The 20929-nt window shown below is 70.9% G+C and carries 21 protein-coding genes; 7 read left to right on the forward strand and 14 right to left on the reverse strand.

Features of this window, described 5'->3' with window-relative positions; all coding sequences use genetic code 11:
- Window positions 1-167 precede the first annotated feature (167 nt).
- The 3 genes from F4553_RS10040 to F4553_RS10050 are packed head-to-tail and all read right to left on the reverse strand — an operon-like array spanning window position 168 to window position 2316.
- Window positions 168-545 carry a hypothetical protein gene (locus F4553_RS10040; RefSeq protein WP_184834769.1) on the reverse strand — a complete coding sequence of 126 codons (378 nt, stop codon included), beginning with the start codon at window positions 543-545 and terminating at the stop codon, window positions 168-170.
- A gap of 11 nt (window positions 546-556) precedes the next feature.
- Entirely contained in the window at window positions 557-802 is a 246-nt protein-coding gene (locus F4553_RS10045) for a hypothetical protein (protein WP_184834771.1), read from the reverse strand.
- 47 nt (window positions 803-849) lie between these two features.
- On the reverse strand, window positions 850-2316 hold the full coding sequence (locus F4553_RS10050) for a hypothetical protein (protein ID WP_184834773.1): 1467 nt from the start codon (window positions 2314-2316) through the stop codon (window positions 850-852).
- 126 nt (window positions 2317-2442) lie between these two features.
- Between F4553_RS10050 and F4553_RS10055 the strand changes: the two genes are divergently transcribed.
- Entirely contained in the window at window positions 2443-3207 is a 765-nt protein-coding gene (locus tag F4553_RS10055; protein ID WP_184834775.1) for a hypothetical protein, read from the forward strand.
- Window positions 3208-3247: 40 nt separating this feature from the next.
- On the opposite strand, the gene F4553_RS10060 is transcribed toward F4553_RS10055, so the two are convergent.
- Entirely contained in the window at window positions 3248-3907 is a 660-nt protein-coding gene (locus F4553_RS10060) for a metal-dependent phosphohydrolase (protein ID WP_184834777.1), read from the reverse strand.
- Window positions 3885-4337 carry a hypothetical protein gene (locus tag F4553_RS10065; RefSeq protein WP_184834779.1) on the reverse strand — a complete coding sequence of 151 codons (453 nt, stop codon included), beginning with the start codon at window positions 4335-4337 and terminating at the stop codon, window positions 3885-3887. Before F4553_RS10065 ends, F4553_RS10060 begins: the two co-directional genes overlap by 23 nt.
- A 398-nt stretch (window positions 4338-4735) precedes the next feature.
- Here F4553_RS10065 and F4553_RS10070 point away from each other — a divergent pair, with 398 nt between their 5' ends.
- Window positions 4736-5569: an SDR family oxidoreductase gene (locus F4553_RS10070; protein WP_184834781.1), complete on the forward strand. Its 834-nt coding sequence runs from the start codon at window positions 4736-4738 to the stop codon at window positions 5567-5569.
- Between the two features lie 45 nt (window positions 5570-5614).
- On the opposite strand, the gene F4553_RS10075 is transcribed toward F4553_RS10070, so the two are convergent.
- Window positions 5615-6466, reverse strand: a complete 852-nt coding sequence (locus F4553_RS10075) for a hypothetical protein (RefSeq protein WP_184834783.1) — start codon at window positions 6464-6466, stop codon at window positions 5615-5617.
- A gap of 149 nt (window positions 6467-6615) precedes the next feature.
- Between F4553_RS10075 and F4553_RS10080 the strand changes: the two genes are divergently transcribed.
- Window positions 6616-7500 (forward strand): hypothetical protein, encoded by an 885-nt coding sequence (locus tag F4553_RS10080; RefSeq protein WP_184834785.1) that lies wholly within the window; start codon window positions 6616-6618, stop codon window positions 7498-7500.
- Here the strand turns inward: F4553_RS10080 and F4553_RS41790 are convergent.
- Complete coding sequence (locus tag F4553_RS41790; RefSeq protein ID WP_184834787.1) at window positions 7458-10412, reverse strand: AfsR/SARP family transcriptional regulator; 2955 nt, start codon at window positions 10410-10412, stop codon at window positions 7458-7460. The genes F4553_RS10080 and F4553_RS41790 overlap by 43 nt on opposite strands.
- Window positions 10413-10575: 163 nt before the next feature.
- Between F4553_RS41790 and F4553_RS10090 the strand changes: the two genes are divergently transcribed.
- On the forward strand, window positions 10576-10947 hold the full coding sequence (locus F4553_RS10090) for a nuclear transport factor 2 family protein (protein WP_246466271.1): 372 nt from the start codon (window positions 10576-10578) through the stop codon (window positions 10945-10947).
- Between the two features lie 13 nt (window positions 10948-10960).
- Here F4553_RS10090 and F4553_RS10095 read toward each other — a convergent pair whose 3' ends face one another.
- Together F4553_RS10095 and F4553_RS10100 are read right to left on the reverse strand one after the other, a co-directional pair.
- A complete protein-coding gene (locus F4553_RS10095; RefSeq protein ID WP_312875149.1) occupies window positions 10961-12241 on the reverse strand; it encodes an MFS transporter in 1281 nt (426 codons plus the stop codon).
- Window positions 12242-12284: 43 nt separating this feature from the next.
- On the reverse strand, window positions 12285-12563 hold the full coding sequence (locus F4553_RS10100; RefSeq protein ID WP_312875150.1) for a DUF2087 domain-containing protein: 279 nt from the start codon (window positions 12561-12563) through the stop codon (window positions 12285-12287).
- A 155-nt stretch (window positions 12564-12718) separates the two neighbouring features.
- Here F4553_RS10100 and F4553_RS10105 point away from each other — a divergent pair, with 155 nt between their 5' ends.
- A complete protein-coding gene (locus F4553_RS10105; protein WP_184834789.1) occupies window positions 12719-13099 on the forward strand; it encodes a VOC family protein in 381 nt (126 codons plus the stop codon).
- Window positions 13100-13187: 88 nt separating this feature from the next.
- On the opposite strand, the gene F4553_RS10110 is transcribed toward F4553_RS10105, so the two are convergent.
- Window positions 13188-14627, reverse strand: coding sequence for an alpha-amylase (locus tag F4553_RS10110; RefSeq protein WP_184834791.1), 1440 nt, complete (start codon window positions 14625-14627; stop codon window positions 13188-13190).
- Window positions 14628-14919: 292 nt separating this feature from the next.
- On the opposite strand from F4553_RS10110, the gene F4553_RS10115 reads away from it, so the two are divergent.
- Window positions 14920-16179, forward strand: a complete 1260-nt coding sequence (locus tag F4553_RS10115) for a multidrug effflux MFS transporter (protein WP_376776202.1) — start codon at window positions 14920-14922, stop codon at window positions 16177-16179.
- Between the two features lie 51 nt (window positions 16180-16230).
- Window positions 16231-16734 carry a DinB family protein gene (locus tag F4553_RS10120; RefSeq protein ID WP_184834793.1) on the forward strand — a complete coding sequence of 168 codons (504 nt, stop codon included), beginning with the start codon at window positions 16231-16233 and terminating at the stop codon, window positions 16732-16734.
- A gap of 5 nt (window positions 16735-16739) precedes the next feature.
- Here the strand turns inward: F4553_RS10120 and F4553_RS10125 are convergent, their stop codons facing one another.
- The 4 genes from F4553_RS10125 to F4553_RS10140 form a co-directional block, all read right to left on the reverse strand.
- Window positions 16740-17495: a SigB/SigF/SigG family RNA polymerase sigma factor gene (locus tag F4553_RS10125; protein ID WP_184834794.1), complete on the reverse strand. Its 756-nt coding sequence runs from the start codon at window positions 17493-17495 to the stop codon at window positions 16740-16742.
- A 228-nt stretch (window positions 17496-17723) separates the two neighbouring features.
- A complete protein-coding gene (locus tag F4553_RS10130; protein ID WP_184834795.1) occupies window positions 17724-17903 on the reverse strand; it encodes a hypothetical protein in 180 nt (59 codons plus the stop codon).
- A gap of 148 nt (window positions 17904-18051) precedes the next feature.
- Entirely contained in the window at window positions 18052-20004 is a 1953-nt protein-coding gene (locus F4553_RS10135; protein WP_184834796.1) for a M14 family metallopeptidase, read from the reverse strand.
- A 62-nt stretch (window positions 20005-20066) separates the two neighbouring features.
- Window positions 20067-20816 (reverse strand): AfsR/SARP family transcriptional regulator, encoded by a 750-nt coding sequence (locus F4553_RS10140; RefSeq protein WP_184834797.1) that lies wholly within the window; start codon window positions 20814-20816, stop codon window positions 20067-20069.
- Window positions 20817-20929: the final 113 nt, after the last annotated feature.

Here is a 20929-nt window from a genome sequence, read left to right on the forward strand (position 1 = left end):
TCAGGTCGGAGGAGTGTCCAACCAGGTCACGGTGAGGACCACCGCAGCGACCGTACCAAGGAGATCTATCAATACGCATGAATGACAATATGGGAATACGGTCTTTCACCGGATCGAGGGACAAGAATTACTCGATCCTAATATGATTCACGTTGCCGTCGTCGACGTCAGTCGTCGACGAGGTCGTAGATCCGGCGCTCGGGCAGGTGCTTGCGCGCCTGCGCGCCGTCATAGGTCGCGAGATAGGCGTCACGGGCGCGAGCCTCGATGACGGCGTGCCCCATCACCGGGCCGAGCCGGGCGACCTCGATGGTCTCCGTGCCGGTCAGCGGCAGCAGCACGGTGACGCCGTCGACTCTCGTCGCGAGGTCGACAAGCCGTTGCTGCTCGTCCTCGGCGAGGTCTGCGAATGCCGCGAGGAAGCAGGCCGAGGGGATGCCGACGAGCGATGCCCCGCCCTCCTCCTCGATCATCGCGACAGCCTCTGCCACGGCCATCCCTCGCAGCCGCGCGTAGGCGAGCAGAGCGGTCGTATCCAGGACCACCCGGACCACGGTCACTCGTCGCCCGCTGCCACAGCCTGCGAGTTCAGCGCGTCGAGGGCCTGGAGCCGCTGGCGCTGACGCTCGACACCGGCATCGGTGACGAGATAGCCGGCGTCGCGCAGCACCGCCCGCGTGCGCTCGTGGCGACGACGGAGCCTGATGGAGTCCGCGATGTAGGCCGAGGCGTTGGGGACGCCGTCAAGCACCTCTCGCACATCGTCAGGCACGTAGATGCTGATCTTCCGCGGCGATGTCATACCTTTTAGTATAGGTATATCGCCTAAGATCACAAGCACACTGAGGATCAGCCGCGCGCTCCGCCGAGGCCGATCAGGGCCGCGAGCCCCAGGGCGCTGCGCGGCGAGTACGCCGTCCGCCACAGCCCGCCGTGCGCCGCCCCGAACGCCTCCTCCTCCCAGACGTGCTCCCGCAGCGGCAGGGGGTTGTGCAGGTCGTGCACGAGCAGCGCCGCCATCAGGGTGTTGCTCGTCGCGGGCTCGAAGACCTCGACGTCGAAGACGTGCGCACCGGCGTAGGCGGCGGCGAGCGCCCGGTTCTTGATGACCGACCTGGTCCGGGTCGGCGGCGCCACCTTGAAGCTGACCGTCGTGCCCGCTTCCCGTGCGACGGCCGCCCGCCACCGCTGCAGCCGCTTGGCGAGGGCGTAGTTGGGCCCCTGCTGCGGTACGAGACTGTCGCAGATGCCGGGGTCGGCCCCGGGCGCGTAGTTGCGCCGCAGCAGCTTCCCCGCGCTGAGCAGCCGGATCGGCTGGCGCAGCGTCCGCAGCAGCGACGACGACCCGTAGGCCCGCTCGGAGTGGGCGACCGCGTCGGCGGGGACGGCGAAGGCGTCGGTCGGGGTGGCGAGGAAGGCGAGCGCGATGTCGTCCCGCTCGGCGGTGAGGTGGGCGGTGAGGGCGTCGACCGCGACAGAGACCCGGACGTTGGTGGCGCCGTCGGCGTAGACGTAGTTGCCCAGGACCAGGGGCCCGTCGAGGCCGCCCAGCCAGCCCGCGAGCTCGGGCAGCTGGTGCAGCAGGTCCGCGCCGGCCAGCTCGGCGGAGATCTCCCCCGCGCCGAGCGGCATCGGCACGTGCAGGGTGCCGGCCGACGAGCGGGCCGTGTCGAGCAGCCCGGACCAGATCCCCCGGCGGGGCAGGTCGACGGCGACGACCTCGGCACCCCAGCGCAGCAGCGAGCGCAGCGGGCCCATCTCGGCGCCGGCGCCGAGCACGACGACCCGGCGGTCGGCGAGGCGCAGCCAGTCGGGGTTGGCCATGACGAGGCGGACCGCGTCGGCGCAGCTCGGCTCGATCACCCCGGCGGCGACCCAGGCGTCGAGGCGCCGGCGCAGATCGTCCCCGCCCAGACGGTTGCCCTGGTAGGGCAGGGTCAGCTCGGCCTCCGGGGCGCCGCCGCCGACGACGGTGGCGGTTTCGAAGGCGGCGTCGGGCTTGTCGGCGAAGAGCGAGCGCAGGCCGATCTCGCCCCGGTCGGGGGTGATCACCCGCATCCGGTCGTGCAGGGACGTGAGGCCGTCGGCGGCGCTGCGGCGCGCGGCCGTTCCGGAGGAGAGCCCGGCCTCGATCAGCCGGTGGAAGTGGCGCACGTAGTCGCCCCGCCAGTGGGTCTCCTGCTCGGCGGCGCGGGCGCCGATCGGGTCGGCGGCCCGCAGGGCGTCGGCGACGACGGCCCGCCCCAGCGCCGAGGTGCTGCGCGAGGTGCCATCGTCGGAGCTGAGCGGGAACACCACACCGGAGGACGCGACCATCGGGCCACCGTAGCGAACGATCACGGCCGGGGACAGATCAGGTACCAAATCGCCGTAAAGGGATGAATTTCACATTCGTCACCCAGAATTGGCGACCTTCTGTGCTCATGTGGTTACGGTGAGCTAATGGCTGAGCTCGAAACGATCCCCCGCGCTGAGCTGGACACCCTCCAACGCGACACCCTGCACCTCGCGTCCAGCCCCACCGCCGACGTCCTCACCGAGGGATACCGGTCAATGGTGGAGATCCGGGCGGCGTACCGGCGGGCGCTGCATGCCCGCGACGAGGCCGCAGCCCACCTCGTCGCGCACGAGGCGTGGTCGCTGGGCGACATCGCGCACGTGCTCTGCGGGCACCGCCACCACACCGAGCGGGCCGCGGTCATCCTCGCCTGGACCCAGCCGCCGGACCGCCTGCCCGGCGCGCAGCGTCGGCTCCACGACGCGCAGCGGACCGCCCTGCGGCTGCGCGGGCTGCTCACCCTCCTCACGGGCATCGTCGAGGAACGCCTCGCCGAACCGCCGCAGCAGTCGGAACCGGACGCCGATCCGGTCCAGCGGCTCTTCGACGCCGAGCAGCAGATGCAGCGGGTACGCACCTTCCGCGACACCACCGAGGCGACCCGGGACGTGATCGGGGCGACCCTCGTCACCCACCACGGCTGGCGCCTGCGCCAGGTCGCGGCGATCGCCGAGGCGGAGACGACGGACATCTCCGCCGCCTACGCGGTCGCCCGGCTCTCCTCGCCCTCCGACGCCGACACCGGCGCGCTGCGCGAGGTCTCCATCCTCGCCCGGCACCTCGGCGCGGAGGCCGACCGGCTCACGGCGATCCGGGAGGCCGCCGCCGCAGAATGCCAGGCCGCCGGACTGCCCGGCCTGCTGCCCTAGGCCGGGAAGTCGCGACGGCTATCGGCGGCTCCGCACCATTTCAGGAGCTCAGGACGGCTTCGCGGACCGGCGCGGCTTCCCGAGGTGCGGCGTCACGGCCGAGCGCCGCCATCTCCAGGTCGCGCAGGACACCGCTCAGCTCGATCGCCATCGAGACGGGCAGAACCGGCTCGGCCAGCGCGTACCAGGCGCGGAAGTGCTCGAACATGCCCCGCAGGCGCTGCCGCTGGATCCAGAACTCGCGCTGGTCGGGGGCACTGCGTGCCCGCTCCAGCAGGGTACGCAGGGCGACGATCCGGTCCGCCGCCATGATCAGCATGACGGAGCGGCTCGCCAGCCGGGCCGCCTTGCCCGACATCATCGCGTCCTGCTCGATCGCCAGCCCCCGCACGATCGGTCCGACCCCCTCGGCGACGCTGTCGCGCAGCACGATGTCGACGTCGACCGTGGCCGGCGCGTAGATCGGCATGTCCTGCAGCAGCGCGCTCGCGATCATCACCGGCGACGCGTCGGGCTCGTGCTCGACGAGCGTGATCGCGACCCGCATGGCGTGGTTGAGGGCCGGCGCCTCGTTGATCACGTGGCCTTCGTAGTAGAGCCTGGAGAGCCTGAGCGCTCTCTCCACGATCGGGTGCCGCGGCTTGTTCAGCACGGTCACGCCTGTCGGTCGCGCCGGGTCAGGCAGCAATGCGGTTGTCATAGTGCGCTCCTTTCCACAGTAGGGGCGCCTGCCAGTCGGTCTCTGGCAAGGCGCACGGCGCCGCCGTGTGCGCACTTTGCACACAAGGTGACGAGCAACGCCGCCAGAGACCGACTGGCAAGCGCCCTGAGGGGTGGTGGGGCGACGGGCTGCGAACCGTCGCCCCTCTCGAACCCGGCCGGCTGGCGGGAAGCCGTACCGGGGAGTTCTGCGCGTCCGCCCGCACCAGCACCTGCCGGAGCCGGTTGGCGGGGTCGACGCCGTAGAGCCAGGCGGTGCCGGGGTGCCGGGCCACGTGCGGCCGGACCTCGGTGAGGCCGAGCGTGAGCCGTTCGCCGGTCCAGCCGTCGAGCAGCACGGTCACCCTGTCCCCGGGGGTGAGGCTGTCGACGTCGGTGCCGGTCTGCAGCCGGCCGGTGAGCGTGCTCATGCGCGTGCACCTCGCCGGTGCCGCGGTTCGGTCGTGACGATCTGCATTGGTCCCTCCGGCATACGTGCGCACATCGCGCTCTCAGGAAGTAGCTTCGCCGCTATCCATCGAATCCGACAGATGACAGGCTGGGGACCGCTGTTGGGGACACCGTGTCACCACAATGTCCACTCTAGGTAGTGGAGATCGCCATATGTCTTCGCACGTCAGCGATCGGTTGCAAACTATCTCCATCGCATCGGAGCGCGGGATTATCTGCCCAGGGTGTGCGGACGTCAAGGTGACAACCACCGAAATCTGACCGTTATCAAAGCCGAATACATCCGCCCTGGTCGCCCACTCGTGACGGTGAGTGACGAAATTCGGTCGCGTCGGGCGAAACGCCGTAGGCTTCGGTCATGACACCGCGACTGGCCGTCACCGGCGCCACAGGTCTGCTCGGCGGCCGGGTCGCCCGGCGGCTCGCCGCAGCAGGAATAGAGCAGCGCCTGCTCGTCCGCGATCCGGCCCGCGCACCGCAGCTCGACCGCGCGACCCTCGCCACGATGACCTACGGCGACCCCGTCGCGGCCCGCCAGGCCCTCGACGGGGTCGACACGCTCTTCATGGTCTCCGGCTCCGAGGCACCCGACCGGGTCGAGCATCACCTCGCCTTCATCGACGCGGCGGTGACAGCGGGGGTGACACGGATCGTCTACACCTCGTTCTTCGGCGCCGCCCCGGACGCCACCTTCACCCTCGCCCGCGACCACTGGGCCACCGAGCAGCACCTCGGCGCATCAGGGCTCGCCGTCACGGTGCTGCGCGACAACCTCTACCTCGACTTCCTGCCGATGCTCGCCGGAGCCGACGGGGTCATCCGGGGCCCGGCCGGCGACGGCAGCGTCGCCGCCGTGGCGCAGGACGACATCGCCGACGTGGCGGTCGCAGTGCTGCTCGACCCGGCCCCGCACGCCGGCCGGGTCTACGACCTCACCGGGCCCGAGGCGCTGACGCTGGCCGAGATCGCGGGCGTGCTCACGCACTCGACCGGCCGCCTGATCACCTACCACCCCGAGACGATCGACGAGGCGTACGCCTCCCGCGCCTCCTACGGCGCGCCGGACTGGCAGGTCGACGCGTGGGTGAGCACCTACACCGCGATCGCCGCCGGTGAGATGGCCCGGGTCACCGGTGACGTGGAGGCTGTCACCGGCCGCCCGCCGATCGGGCTGGCCCGGCTGCTGTCCTGACGGGGGCCCGCCGGTGCGGCAGGCCCCCGATCCCCGGCTCAGCCGTCAGCCCACGCAGAGGGCCTCGACCTGCGAGGTCCAGTTGCTGCCGTAGGCGCCGATCTCGCGGACCGTCGACTCTCCGGCCGCGAGCTGCGGCCGGGGGTTGAGCATGTCGATCGACGCGTGGCCGAGGGCGCCGGTGACGATGGTGCCGACCGCCGAGACCTGCGTGTTGAACGGGCAGTTGTTGGTGGTCACGGTCTTCGGCGAGAGCGCGTTGTTCGCCGAGAGGAAGGTGATGCGCGACATCGACGGCGCGGGTGTCCCGCAGATCGCCTGCACCGTAAACGAGTAGTTGCCCGGCGCACCGTAGTTGTAGGCCGTGGCCCGCGCGAAGAGCAGGTTGGGGTCAAAGGTGAACTCGTCGATCGCGACCAGGCCGTTGGCGTTGTCGAGGTAGTAGCCCCCGCCGAAGACCTTCTTCCCGGCCGGGCAGGCCGCCTGCGGGAACTTGTCGTTCACGTTCGGGCCGGCCGTGTTCTCGACGAGCACCAGGCCCGCGATCGCCCCGGGAGGCGCGCAGACCACGAAGGCCTCGACGCTCCACGGCACGCCCGTCGGGATCGCCTCGATCCCCCAGACCGTCGCGACGGTCAGGCCCGGATTGACGAACGCCCTGGTCATCAGTACGTCGCCGAAGCCGTCGTTGATCCGGCCGCCGACACTGATGATCCGGTCGTTGACGTTGTTGCAGCCGACCGTGATCGACTTCGGCGAGACCGCGTTGGAGACGCCGACCGCGCTCGCCCGGTAGAGGCCGATCGAAGCGCTCGCCGGCGATGCCGGACCGAAGACCGCCAGCGAACCGGCGATAGCGGCGAGCACCGCGAGACGGGTGATGAACCTTCTGCGCATGAAAACGTGTTCCTTTCGATGTCACCGCCCAGGTCGGCGGTGGTGACACGGAGTCTCCGCAGACCGATCAGGGTGCCGTCACGGCCGCGTCAGGGCGGGCGCCGCGCTCACCATGACGCCACCGTGACACCCGTCGCCACGATGGGGACATGCGACGAATCCTCGGCGGCATGACGGCCGCTCTCCTGATCCTTCTCTTCGCCCCCGCCATTCCCGCCCACGCCGTCAGCGAGCGGCACGAGCAGACCAGCACGACGTCACTGGTCCAGGACAAGTCGGCCACGGTGGCCTGCGCCGGCAACAAGATCGTCGTCGGAGTCGGCGCGTACATCAGCGGCGGCAACGGCGGCGTCGCGCTGACCGGCGTCGTGCCGGCCGCCGGGCTGGGCTCGGTCACCGCCTACGCCAACGCCCAGGCCAACCACTCCACCCCCTGGTCTGTCACCGTCTTCGCCGTCTGCCGCTACCAGCCCAACCTCGGCACCGAGCGGGTGGCCGCAGCAGCCGTCGACGGCAACACCGCGACAGCGACCTGCACCGCTAACAAGGTCGTGGTCAGCACCGGCTTCCGCATCAACGGCGCCCTCGGCGGCGGCAAATACCTCACCGGCATCCTTCCCTCGGCCGACATCTCCTCCGTCGCCGTCACCTCCAACATCCCCGCCACCGCGGCCTCTCCGCTCTACACCTTCGCCCTCTGCGCCTGGCCGCAGCCGCAGAGCTGGCAGCGGACCAGGTCTGCGGGCCTCGTCACCGCGACGGCGACGAAGACGGGCCTCGCGGACCCGCCGGCGATGCAGTACGGCTGGGCGGAGACCTTCGGCGGCGGAGCTGTGATCACCGGCACGGGCGCCGCGCTGATCGACGGCTTCGGTGCGAACGCCGCGCTGGAGGGAACCTTCGCCCACGCGAGCCGCGTCGCCGGGTCCTCCCTGGCGACGGTCGGTTCGCGATCAGTCGGACTCGACAGCGGCGAGTGGGGAGTCGACACCTACGGCGACTGGATCGGCGCCTGGTACGCCGCCGAGAGCTGAACGCCGATCGCCGCCATCGCCTCCCGGTAACGGGTCTGTGCCCGCTGGGCCTCCCCGTGCTGGCCACCGGCCACCAGGGTCTTGATGAGGGCCCGGTGGCCGGCCTCGTCATAGGGATCGATCGTGAGCAGGCGCATCAGGTGCGCCACGGCGGCACCGGTGTCACCGAGCTTGCGGCCGAGCTGCGCCAGCATCCGCAGGGCGCTGACGTAGCCGGCGCGGGCCTCCTCGCGCAGCGCACCCGACCACTCCGAGTAGGGCTCGTCTTCGAAGACGTCGGCGCGGTAGCTGCGGACCGCCACCGCGAGCAGCCGGTGCGCCTCGGCGAGCGCGCCGCGCTCCCGCAGCCGCCGCCCGTGCCCGACATCGGCGAGGAACTCCTCCACATCCACGTGCAGGCGGGTCACGTCGAGCCCGATGCTCGCCTGGTCGGCGACGATGAAGTGGTCCGTCGGCAGCGACCGGTCCGGGTCCAGCACACCGCGCACGATCGACAGCAGCACCGAGAGCCGGTGCCCGGTCTTGCTCTGGTCGTCGTCGGGCCAGAGCAGCTCGCAGAGCTCACCGCGGGGCACCGGGCGACCGCGCCGGGCCACGAGGATGCGCAGCAGGTCACGGGCCTTGCGGGACTGCCACACCGTCGGCGGCACCGGCTGGTCGTGCAGGCACACCTCGAACCGGCCGAACGCCTTGATCGACACCGGGCTCTGCGATCGCGCCTCCCGTATCGGCACGCCTGCCTGGACCAGCGTGTCCGCCGCGATCAGCGCGCCGAGGCGGTCGTCGGTGTCGGCGTCGGGGAGCCCGCCGATCGCGACCCGGGTGGCCGCCGCCGCGACGACGGCACCCGCCGCGGACCAGATCGCGTGCGCCTCCCGCAGCGCCGCGCGAGCCCGCCGCGCGTCCGGCTCGGCCGCCGCCCGCAGCTCCAGGGACTCCGCGAGCCCGGCCCGGTCCCGCTCCGCCCGCGCCACCCCCGCCGCCTCCAGCGCGAACGCCGTCGCAGCCTCGGCCTCCCCCGCCTGCAGCGCCACCCAGCCCCGCGCGAGCAGCGCGGTGACGACCACGCGATCCGAGGCGAGCCGCCCGGCCTTCTCGGCCGCCGCGGCCGCCGCCGGTCCGTCCTGCGCCATGAGTACGCGGGCCAGCCCCGCCAGCGCACAGACGAGGAACTGGTTGAGACCGCCCTCCTCCGCCAGCGCGATCGCCGACTCGAAGGCCGCCCGGGCCTGCTCGGTCCAGCCCCGGCGCCGGTAGACCTCGCCCAGACCCAGCTGCGCCGCCGCGGTGCGCCGCGACCCCATCCGGCGGGACAGGGCCGCGGCCCGCTCGTACTGCCGGATCGCCTCGTCGTAGCGGCCGAGCATCAGCAGCGCGTCACCCTCGTTGATCAGCGCGATCAGCCGCAGGTTGGAGTGGTTGGCGGCGAGCGCGCACTGCCCGGTCTGCCGGGCCGCGACGAGCGCCTCCGGGTAGCGCGCCTCCAGCAGCAGCTGATAGGTCTGGCTCGTCAGCACCCGCGACCGGACCACGATGTCGCCGGTCTGCTCGGCGATCGCGAGCGCCTGGACGAAGAGCTCCTCGCTGTCGGCGGTGTTGCCGGCCATGTTGTGGCACAGCGCCGTGCTGACATAGGCGGTGGCGAGCGCGAGGTCGTCGTCGGCGGCGACGGCGACGGCGGTCGCCTGCAGGGCGATCTCCAGCGCCGCGGCGGTCTCGCCGAGCTGCAGGTGCGCCGAGGAACGCCAGGCGAGCAGCAGCGCCGCGTCCCGGGACGGCTCCGTGCTCTCCTCGGCCCGGGCGAAAACCTTCAGCGCCGCCCGGGACTCGCCCCGGTGGTAGTGGAGCTGCCCCATCCGCCAGGCGATCCCGGCGTCCCAGCTCGGTTCCGCGTCGGCGACGACGGCGTAGGCCTGCCCGGCCTTCATCGCCGAACCGCCGGTCCGCAGCGCGTCACCGAGCAGGAGCTGCCGCTTGCGGCCACGCCGCTTCAGACCCGGAGCCGTCAGCACCTCGATGAGCGTGTTCGCATGCCCGGCGGCGAGCAGGTCGTCCCCGTGCTCGTCGATGATCCGGCCACACTCGACGGTCAGCCCCGCCCGCGCGTAGGCGCGCAGTGCGGCGATCATCGGCCCGTGCCGCTCGTAGTGGGCCGCCGCGGCCGCGAGCAGCTCCGGCGGGGTGGCCGTGTGCCCGGCCAGCCGCGCCACGGCGGGGGCGAGGCGGTCGCCCTGCGGTCCGCGTACCAGGAGACCGGTCTTGACGAGAGCGCGCACCGCGCCCGCCGCCGGGTGGCCGATGACCTCGCACAGCGCGGAGGTCACCGGGGCCAGCTCCGCGACGTCGTTGAGCAGCGCGAGCGTCGGCGGTGGCAGCTCGCCGAGGATCTCGTGCTCGATGTAGCCCGCGACCGGGCCGTCCGGTGCGGTGAGCAGGTCCAGCGTGGCGCCCTGACCGGGCGTGAGGAGATCGGCGCCGAGCCGGACCAGGGCGGGCCAGCCCGCGGTCGCCTCGTGGAGCTGGTCGGCGAGGTCGGGATCGGAGAGCCCGTAGTCGGCGGCGAGCAGCTCGGCGGTCTGGTCGTCGGTGAGGGCGAGCTCGGACGGACCCAGCTCGACCAGGCGGCCGCGGCCGAGCAGCCGGGCCGGGGAGACGGGCAGCGAGTGACGGGAGGCGATGGCGACGCTCGCCTCGTCGGGCAGGGCTTCCAGGGCAGCGAGCAGGCGCCGGGCCTGGCCGACATCGAGGGCGGGAAGGTCGTCGATGACGAGGTGCTGCTCGGTGCCGATGAGCTCGATCGCGCCCGCGCCGGTGGTCCAGCGGGCCTGGGCGGAGGTGGGCAGACGGCGCAGCGCGCTGGTCTTGCCGTAACCGGCTGCGGCCACCAGGAGGTGAATCCGCTGGTCTGCCATGCCCCATAGACTCCCGTAGCTGCCTGTTCCGGGCAAGCGAATAGTCGACAGGTCGCCCCATGATCGGCGCAACTCTGGAAGAGTTGCGCCGATCATGGGGCGGCCGGGGACCACGGAGCCGATGCCCGACATATCCTTGTACCTTTCACCGGCGGGATGAGGGATGGCGATGGGCGACGACCTGCGCGAGGCCGAGCGGCGGCTGCAAGCGGCGCAGCTGGCGAGCGATGTCGAGGCCCTCGACCGGCTCCTCGACGACCGGTTGATCTTCACCGGCGGCCCGGACGGCGCTGTCTACTCCAAACAGGACGACCTCGACGGGCACCGCTCGGGTGTGCAGGTGATGACGAAGGTCCAGGAGGAGGAGCTCACCGTCCTCACCGAGGGGCGCACCGGCGTGACCTGGTTCCTCGGCACGCTCGAAGGCACCTACGCGGGCGAGGCGTTCGCGGTGCGGCTGCGCTACACCCGGACGTGGCTGCTCGACGACGACCTCGGCTGGCGGATCATCGCGGCGCACTCCAGCCCGGCCTGACGGCTCGGCACGGTCAGACCGGTGCGGCCTGCGGCTCGGTCGCCACGTCGGCGGCGGTGTCCGCCGCCCGGGCGCGGGCGATGAAGGGCAGCGAGAGCAGCGACAACGCACCCGACAGCACATATGACACCGGGTAGCCCCAGACGTCGGCGGCCCGGCCGAGCGCGGGCTGGGCGACGATGCCGCCGCTGGAGCTCATCAGGGAGTCGAAGGACAGGATCGTCGCCCGCTGCTGCGACGGGATCAGCCCGTTGATGAATGCCTGCCGGATCGGCGTCGTCGCGGCCGAGAGCAGCCCCCAGGCCACGATCAGCGCCAGGACGACCCAGAAGTCGCCGACGAGCCCCATCCCGATGACGAGGAGCCCGGCGAGCCCGCCCGCGGCGAGCAGCGCGGTGGTGCGCCGGTGGAAGACCCGCCGGATCCGGGACGCGAGCAGCCCGCCGACGATCTGCGAGCCGGCCACGATCGCAGCGACCAGACCGGCCACGCCGTAAGCCTGCTCGTCACCGTAGAGCTCCAGCAGGTAGGGCTGCAGGGCGTAGAAGACGTAGATCCCGACGCCGCCGGTGAAGACCGCGGCGAGCATCATCGACTTCACCGCCGGGACCCGCCAGCCGTAGTGCACCGAGTCGACGACGATGCGCCGCATCTCGGCGAGCGGCCGCCCGCCCCGCTGCGGGGTGAAGCCGACGTCGCGCATCGTCACGAACGCCACGATGAACATGACCAGCAGCACCACGGCACGCAGCACGAACGGCACGCCCAGGTTGGTGACCTGGGCGAGGTAGCCGCCCGCGATCGAGCCGGTGAGCATGCCGACTCCCCCGATGACCTGGGCACGGCCGAAGACCGCCTCCAGCGAGCCGGTGTAGCCGGTCGCGGTCAGCGCGTCGACCAGCCAGGCCTCGGTCGCGCCGGAGAAGAACGTGAACCCCAACCCGAGGAGCACGGACACCGCCGCCCACGCCAGGAACGACGCCTCGACCCGCCACAGCAGCACGTAGAGCCCCGTCGACGCGGCCAGGGTGACCGTGCCGAGCAGGAACGACACCCGCCGGCCCCACATGTCGGCGACGATCCCGGTCGGCACCTCGAAGAGCACCATCCCGGCGGTGAAGAACGCGTTGGCGGTGAACGCCTCGAGGTTCGACAGCCCCGCGTCGAGCAGGAAGATCGTGTTGATGCCCCAGATCAGCGACATCGCCAGGGTGTTGCCGAGCGCGAGCGTGAAGTAGGTCCTCTTGATCGACTCCGGGGTGGCGATGGGCGGGGCGTGCACCGGAGCTGTCACCCCGACATCATCCACCACGGGTCCGACACCGTCGCGACCAGCACTAGCCGACGTCGACCGGTCCTCCGGTGCGCCAGTAGAGCCCGTTCTCCCGCGCCATCAGCCCGGCATCGATGAGGTAGCGCCGCAGCGCCACCCAGTCGGTCTCGTAGAAGGCCCGCAGCACCGCGTCGACCTCCCGCTCCGGGATCCGTACGCCGGGCTCGAAGGCGGCGGCGACGTGTTCGAGCAGGACCCGCCGCTTGCCCGCCTTGGCCGGCATCGTGACGATCCGGCCGTCCTTGAGAAAGGTGTTCAGGACCCGTTCCTCATCAGCACTCACCTCAGCACCGTAAACGCCGCCGCCCGCCGGGTGCGCGCGGTTTTCCGTCACGTTTTGCAGCAAAGCGTGGCATCGCTTCGCGAAATGGCCACGCTTTGCTGCAAAACGTGGCCGGGTAGGGCCCGCTGGACGGGGTCGGGACGGATGATGGCGGCGTGACGCACTACAGCAGGCTTTCGAAGATCGTTGTTGACGTTCCGGCGGCGGTGCACGACACCGAGGTGGCCTTCTGGCGGGGCGCGCTCGGCGTGCCGCTGACCAGGTTCGAGCGCTTTCCGGACTTCCACGGGGCGGAGTTGACGGCGGACGGGTTCGGGCTCCTGACGCAGGAGATCAAGGAGGGGGAGCCTCGCGTACACGTCGATATTCACACCACGGACCGGGCGGCGGAGGTCGCGCGCCTGGTGGCGCTGGGTGCGGCGGTCGTGGACGACGGCCCGCACTGGACCGTGATGCGCGACCCGGCCGGGCTGGTCTTCTGCGTCGTGCCCGACCCCGACGTCGACGAGAAGACCGGCCACCGCTGGGACCTCTGAGCACCGACTCTTGAAGAGTCGGTGCTGTTCGGCCTCGTGAATAGCACCGACTCTTCAAGAGTTGCGGGGATCTTGCCCCGGGACGAGATCAGGCGATCTTCGCGCCGCTGTGGATCGCCACCGCGTCGTGGGCGACGATGTTGGCCGTGAACCAGCCGTTCGCGTCGACGGTGATCACCGGGCCGGTGCAGGTGGTGGCGCTGGACTTGCTGCCGTGGATCACGTCGCAGTAGCGGCCCGCGGCCATCCCGGTGCGGTAGCTGCGGCCGTTGACCGCACCGTCCTCGTCGTTGATCGTGAGGTAGCCCTTGTCGCCGCGGCCGAAGGCGATGTGGTTGTTGCCGTTGTCGTACCAGTTGATCACCGACGTGCCCTTGACCGCGTTGTGGAAGCCGACCATGTTGGCGACGACCAGCCACCGGTGCTCGCAGACCCAGCCGCCGGAGAAGCAGGTCGCGTTGTTGGTCTTGCCCGCGCCGTTGGAGGGCGGACCGGTGTCGTTGTTGGTGAAGCTGTAGCCGCTCATCACCGACGGCGAACCGTAGGGCCAGGCCAGCATGAACGCGTTGGCCAGCGCGTAGATCCCGTTGTCCTTGTAGGTCAGCACGTAGCCGCCCTCGCGCTGGGTGTCGTGGTTGTCGACGAAGACCACGGCCTTGGCGCTGCTGATGTGCCCCCACGGCTCGCCGAAGTTGACCAGGTAGGCGAGCTTCTCGTTGCGGAAGACCCGCCCCAGGTCCTTGCCGTACCGGAACTCGTGCACGTCGCCGTTGCCGGTGTACTCGGTCGGCTGGACCGGCTCACCGGCACCGTAGATGACCTCCTGCACGATGTACGCCGACCGCGACAGCTTGCCCTTGATCGCGGCGATGTCGGCGGCCGGCATGTGCTTGCTCGCGTCGAGCCGGAACCCGTCCACCCCGAGTGCGAGCAGGTCGTTCATGTAGGAGGCGATCTTCGTGCGGACGTAGTCGCTCTCAGTGGCGAGGTCGGCGAGGTTGACCAGCTCGCAGTTCTGCACCTCGTAGCGGTCGCCGTAGTTGGCGATGTCGTCGTTGCCGTTGCGCCCGCAGTGGTGGAAGTCCTGCGTCTGGTAGATGCCGGGGTAGGTGTAGGGCGTGAAGGTCGAGCCCGCCCAGCCGGTGCCGGAGCCGACGCCGGTCATGTGGTTGATCACCGTGTCGACGAGCACCTTGACGCCCGCGTTGTGGCAGGTGGTGACCATCGACTGGAACTCCGCCCGGCTCCCCTTGCGGGACTCGATCCGGTAGCTGACCGGCTGGTAGGCGACCCACCACTGCTGGCCGCTCGCGTGCTCCTGCGGCGGGGAGACCTGGACGTAGCCGTAGCCGTTGGGGCCGAGGAAATTGGTGCACTCGGCGGCGACGGACGGCCAGTTCCACTCGAAGAGGGTGACGATGACGTCCTTGGTCCCGGGTGGCGCGGCGGCGGCCGGGGCGGCCGGCACGGGCAGCAGCGCAGCGAGCACGGCGACGAGGGGCAGAGCGAGTAACCGGCGATAACGCATCGAAGCTCCTGGGGGATGACGGCCTTCTGAAACGTTGCTGCAAATTTACGAGCAGGTTTCAGGCATGTCAACGCTTGTCGATCAGCCTGGCACAGTCCCATGTGGGCACCGCCGGGCCGGTGTCGATGACCGCTGACCGAAAGGTCTTGCAGGGTCACCCGGACGGGTGTGACCTGGGCCACCAACACCCGGATCGGGAATGCCGCCAGGTCGCGGCGATTTGGTGCTGGTAGCGGCACGCAGTCAGCGCCGCTCTCCAATCCAGCGCGAGATTCCACCGCTAAGAGGTCTCATGACTACGCTCGCCGCCGAGCTCGACACCACGGCACCGATGCCCGGAGACCTGATGACCCGGGCGCAGCGGGTGCGCCTCGTCGTCGTGCTCGGCTCGCTGATCGCCATCGGCCCGCTCACCATCGACATGTACCTGCCCGCCCTGCCCAACATCACCGCCAACCTGCACACCACCTCGGCCGCGGTGCAGCTCACCCTCACCGGCACCCTGCTCGGCCTCGCGATCGGCCAGCTCCTCATCGGGCCCGTCTCCGACGCCGTCGGCCGCCGGGTGCCGCTGCTCGCCGGGCTCGCGCTGCACGTCGTCGCCTCCGTGCTCTGCGTGGTGGCGCCCAACATCGCCGTGCTCGGCGCCCTGCGCGTGCTCCAGGGTCTCGGCGTCGCCGCCTCCTCGGTGGTCGCGATGGCGATCGTCCGCGACCTGTTCAGCGGATCCGCCTTCGCCAGTCTCTTCTCCCGGCTGATGCTGGTGATGGGCGCCGCGCCGATCCTCGCCCCGACGCTGGGGAGCTGGCTGCTGCAGTGGACCGACTGGCGCGGCGTCTTCGTGGCCCTCGCCCTGCTCGGCGCCGCGCTCATCGTGATCGGCCTGATCGGCCTCAAGGAGACCCTGCCCCCCGAGCGCCGCCGCTCCGGCGGCATCGGAAGCACCCTGCACGTCTACGCCGAACTGCTGCGCGACCGCACCTTCGTCGGGCTGGTCGTGGTGGCCGGACTCGCCATGGCGTCCCTGTTCTCCTACGTCGCCGGGTCGTCCTTCGTCCTGCAGGAGCAGTACGGCCTCAACGAGCAGCAGTTCGGCTTCGCCTTCGGCGCCAACGCCTTCGGCCTGATCCTCTCCACCCAGCTCAACGTGCGGCTGCTGCGGCGCTTCAGCCCGCAGCAGATCCTCGTCGCCGCGCTCGCCGCGGGCAGCGTCGCCGGTGTCGCGCTGCTGCTCTTCGCCGTCACGGAGGTCGGCGGCCTGCCGGCCATCCTCACCTCGCTCTGGTTCCTGCTGACCTTCGCGGGTCTCGCGCTGCCGAACGCACCGGCGCTCGCGATGTCCCGGCACGGAGAGGCGGCGGGTACGGCGGCCGCGCTGCTCGGCGCCGTCCAGTTCGGCATCGGCGCGGCCTCGGCACCCCTCGTCGGCCTCCTCGGCACCGACAGCGTCGGCATGGCGATCGTCGTGGCCGGCGGCATGGTCGCCTCGCTGATCGCGATGTTCGTCGTGGTGCTCCCGGCCGGTGTCCGAGCTGCCCCGGCAGTCGCCTGACCAGCCGCGCCGGTCGGCGAAAATGTCGGTGCCCTCTCGTAGGGTGCGGTTATGAACGACATCTCATCGATCGGCGGCGAGCGCGCCGACCTGCTCCAGACCTTGGCGAAACACCGAGGCCTGCTGCTCTACACCGTGCAGGGCCTCACCGACGAGCAGGCGGCAACGCGCACCACGCACAGCGAGCTGTGTCTCGGCGGCCTGATCAAGCACCTCACCAACGTCGAGCAGCGCTGGGGGCGGTTCATGACCGGCGGCGCGGCGGCGATGGAGAGCGAGCCCATCGACTGGGTCGGCCAGTTCCGGATGGTCGACGGCGACACCCTCGACGGGCTCCTCGCCGACTACGAGAAGACCGCCGCGACGACGGTCGACCTGATCACGACGCTCGACCTCGACGTGTCGCACCCGCTGCCCGAGGCACCCTGGTTCGAGCCGGGTGCGAGCTGGTCGGTGCGGCGGGTGGCGCTGCACATGATCGCCGAGATCTCGCAGCACGCCGGGCACGCCGACATCCTGCGCGAGGCGATCGACGGCCAGAAGAGCATGGGCTGACCGGTTCAGGCGTCGAGCAGCTGCGGGCCGCCATCGGCTCGCAGCCGCTCCCGCAGCTGCGCCAGTGCCCTGGTGAGCAGCCGCGAGACGTGCATCTGCGACAGCCCGAGCACCTCGGCGATCTGGGACTGGGTCAGCTCCGCGGAGAACCGCAGCTCGATGATGCGCTGCTCCCGTGGCGGCAGCTCCGCGAGCCGGCGTCGCAGCGTCGTGCGGAGGTCGACGGCGTCGATCGCGGAGTCCGGTTCACCGAGCAGGTCGCCCAGGACGCGGTTCGGGCTGCCGGCGACGGGCAGAGTCAGCGAACGCGCACGATAGGCCTTGGCGCAGTCGCCCGCCTCGATCACCGCAGTGGTGCCGATGGCGAGGTAACCGGCGATCTCCGCGGTGGTCGGCGGACGCTGCAGCAGCTGCGCCAGGTGGTCTCGGGCCGCCGCGACCTGCTGCCAGCGGTCGTGCAGCTGCCGGGGCAGCCGCACGCTCCAGGTCGTGTCCCGGAAGTGGCGCTTGACCTCGCCGAGGATCGTCGGCACGGCATAGGTGGTGAAGGCGACGCCCCGGTCCGCGTCGTAGCGGTCCACCGCCTTGATCAGCCCGAGGACGGCGACCTGGGTCAGGTCGGCGAGCGGTTCGCCGCGATGATCGAACTGGCGGGCGAAGTGCGTCGCGAGCGGGAGGTAGCACTCGATCGCCCTGGTCCGAACGGCTGCGCGGCGGGTGTCGCCCGGGGGCAGCTCGCCCAGCTGCGCCAGCAGCGTCATGCCCGGATCGGATCCGGACCGTCGCGTCCTGCGGGCGGCTGGACGGGATGCCTGTGCGGTTGCGGTCATCGGGGCCTCCACGGCGGGCGAAGTCAGCTGGCCTGCACTGAATCTCGCCACCGGGGACCGGAGTGACACGCAGATCGTAACGCGCAAACTCCGCACCGTTACCACCCTGGTGGGTTTCATTCCGGTTAACCGATCGCCCCATCGGCCCGCGACAGCCGGTCAGCCGAAGTGGACGATCAGCTCGGCGCCTCGACGACGCTGCTCGCAGGGGTGCGGCCGACCGCAGGCCCGGCACTCCCCCGTCCCGCCCGGGCGGTGGCGGCGCACCAGGCTCAGCCCGAAGACCGCCTGCGCCGATGAGTAGCGGCTGAACGCGTCCCGCACGGCCGCCTGATCCATCGCACCCTCGCTCTCCTCGGCCGCGAGGTCTGGGCGGTGGCAACACCTTCACGGTAAGTTCGCCGCCGCCTGCACGCGTGCCGAGCGCGGAGAATGGCACGGGAGGTGCCCGCGCAGGCCGAAGCCGCGCGGGCACCACCCGTGATGGCTACAGCGTCAGGGTCCAGCTGTTGATGTAGCCCGTGTCGGCCGAGGCCGCGTCCTGCGCCCGCAGCTTCCAGGTGCCGTTGGCGACCTCGCTCGACAGGTTGACCGTGTAGGTCTGGTTGATGTTGTCGGCGCTGCCGCCGGTCCGGTTGTGCAGGAGGTAGAGGGTCCCGTCCGGCGCGACCAGGTTCACGACGAGGTCGCCCTTGTACGTGTGGACGATGTTCACCGCCACCGTGGAGGTCGCGGTGCCGTTGCGGTTGCAGCCCGCGATGGTGATCGGGCTCTCCACCGCGGCCCCGTTGTCCGGGATCTGCACGTCGGCGGCGTTGGTGCCGGTGCAGCCCGGGGCGCCGGTGACCGTCAGGGAGTAGGTGACTGTGCGGGTGGCGCCGGTGCCCGTACCCGTGATGGTGATCGCGTAGGTGCCCGCGGGCGTGGACGCCGTCGTCGCGAGGGTGAGGGTCGACGAGCCGCCGGAGGTGACCGACGACGGCGCGAAGGTGGCCGTGGCCCCGGCGGGTAGGCCGGACGCGGCGAGGTTGACGGTCTGGGCCGAGCCGTTGGTGAGGGCCGTGGAGATGGTGGAGGTCACCGAGCCGCCCGGGGCGACCGAGCCGGACGCGGGGCTGGCCGCGATCGAGAAGTCGTTGGCCGCGGTGCAGTACTGCGCCTGCTTGTTGATGGCGCGGTAGGGGCAGTCGGCGTACTCCGACAGCAGCAGCACGGCGCTCTTGTTGCGGCTGGTCTGCGCGGTGATGATCTCGTCGGGCGGGTAGAAGCCGCCGTTGGAGACCGGGTACATCTCGAAGGTGTAGGTCCAGACCTGCTGGTTGCCCCAGAGCCAGTCGGTGATGTCGCCGTCGGTGATGTAGAGGTCACTGCCCTGCTCGGGGGTGTAGTTGTTGGTCGCGGCCATCTGCTGCCCGATGGCGGCGAAGGTGTTGCGCTGGTCGAGCGTGAGGCCCGGCGCCGTGTCGGCCGTCGTGTAGCCGAACGGCCACAGGATCAGCTCGCCGTAGGTGTGGAAGTCGATGTTGGCCTTGATCTGCTGCACGCCGCCGACCCGGCGGGAGAGCACGAAGTCGCGCAGGACCTGCGTCTCCGGCGCGGAGAAGGCCGACGGACCGCGGTAGGTCTCCGACGAGGTGCTGCCGCTGGACCCGCCGCAGCAGCCCCAGTTGTAGCCGAAGTTGCGGTTGAGGTCGGTGCCGACGTTGGAGGAGCCGCTGTTGGGCTGCCGGTTCTTGCGCCACGACCGGTAGGAGCCGGTGGCGATGTCGTACTCGCCGCCGTCCGGGTTGAGGTCCGGGATGATCCAGATCTCGCGCGAGTTGACGGCGGTCGTGACCTGGCTGTCGGTGCCGTAGGAGTCGGTGAAGAGGTTGGCGAGGTAGAGCGCCATCTCCACGGTGAGGTGCTCGCGGGCGTGCAGGTGCGCGTTGAAGAGCAGCTCCGGCTCGTCCTCGTCGGTCGCGACGTTGTCGGAGATCTTGAGGGCGACGATGTCACGGCCCTCGTAGGACTGGCCGATCACGGTCTTGCGCGCCAGCGTCGGGTGGTCCGCGACGATCTTGTTGATCTCGGCGGTCGTCTCGGCGAAGTCGTGGTAGCCGGCGTCCGCCGACGGGAAGCCGTTCAGGCCGGTGCCCGACGGGGACTCCGGGCCGGGCAGCGCCTCCAGCAGGAAGCCGAGCCTGCGGATCTGCGCGACCTCGTCCGGAGTCGCGGTGATGTAGACGTTGCCGTGTTCGACGAGGTCGATCGCGGCGCCGGTCCTGGCGACGGCGTTGCGATCGGCGAGGGTCTTCGGTCCGATGACGACATACTGCGCCGACGCGACGGGTGCGTTGCCCTGATCGATCGGCGGGATCGCGCCGGTGGCCGGTCCGGTGAAGGTGAGGGACGCGGTCACCGCCAGCGCGGTGATGAGCACGGCGACTCTCGGTCGCATGGGTTCCTCCCGGGGGTAGTGGAGACCCTTAGGAGATCATGAATTTATACGAGTATCAATGTCTACTCGCCGGACAGGATCGCCACCTCCAACCGCCGCAGGCGCGCTCCCGGCTCCATCCCCAGCTCCTCCGCGAGTGTCTCCCGAGCACGCCGGTAGGCGTGCAACGCCTCGCCGGGACGGCCCGCCCGGTAGAGCGCGATCATCAGCAGCTCCCACATCCGCTCGCGCAGCGGGTGTCGCGCGACCAGCCCGATCAGCTCCGCCGCCACCTGCGCGCAGCGGCCCAGCTCCAGCTCCGCGGCGAGCAGCTCCTCGGTGGCGTTGAGCCGCATCTCCTGCAGGCGCGCGACCTCCGCCTGTGCCCACTGCCCGGCCGCGCAGTCCGCCAGCGCCTCCCCGCGCCACAACCCCAGAGCCCGCCGCAGGTACGCCGCCGCGGCCTCCGGCGACCCCGAGGCGGCCTCGGCGTGCCCGCGGCCGACGAGGTACTCGAAGCAGTGCACGTCGATCCACTCGGCCGGGACCGCCAGCGTGTAGCCGGGCGCCCGGGTGGCGATCGGCGAGCCCGCACCCCCGGCGAGCAGCCCGCGCCGCAGGTAGGCGATGTGCGCCCGGAGCGTCTTGGCGGCACCCCCGGGCGGCGCGGTGTCCCAGACACCGTCGACGAGGGCGTTGCACGACACCACCTGGGGTACGCGCAGCGCCAGCAGCCCCAGGATCGTCCGCTGCCGCGGCCCGCCGAGCACCACCGCGCCGCCGTCCCCGCTGACCTGGAGCGGGCCCAGCAGGCGAATCTCCACCGTGGACATCAACTCCGCCCTCCACTCTATTGTGGAACTTCGATGCATCGATTCATGCATGGTACGGCCCGGTTACGAACAATGATCGGCTACTGATGAGTCGCAAATGCCGTCCTACGCAC

This window comes from Allocatelliglobosispora scoriae (assembly GCF_014204945.1).
Classification (GTDB): domain Bacteria; phylum Actinomycetota; class Actinomycetes; order Mycobacteriales; family Micromonosporaceae; genus Allocatelliglobosispora; species Allocatelliglobosispora scoriae.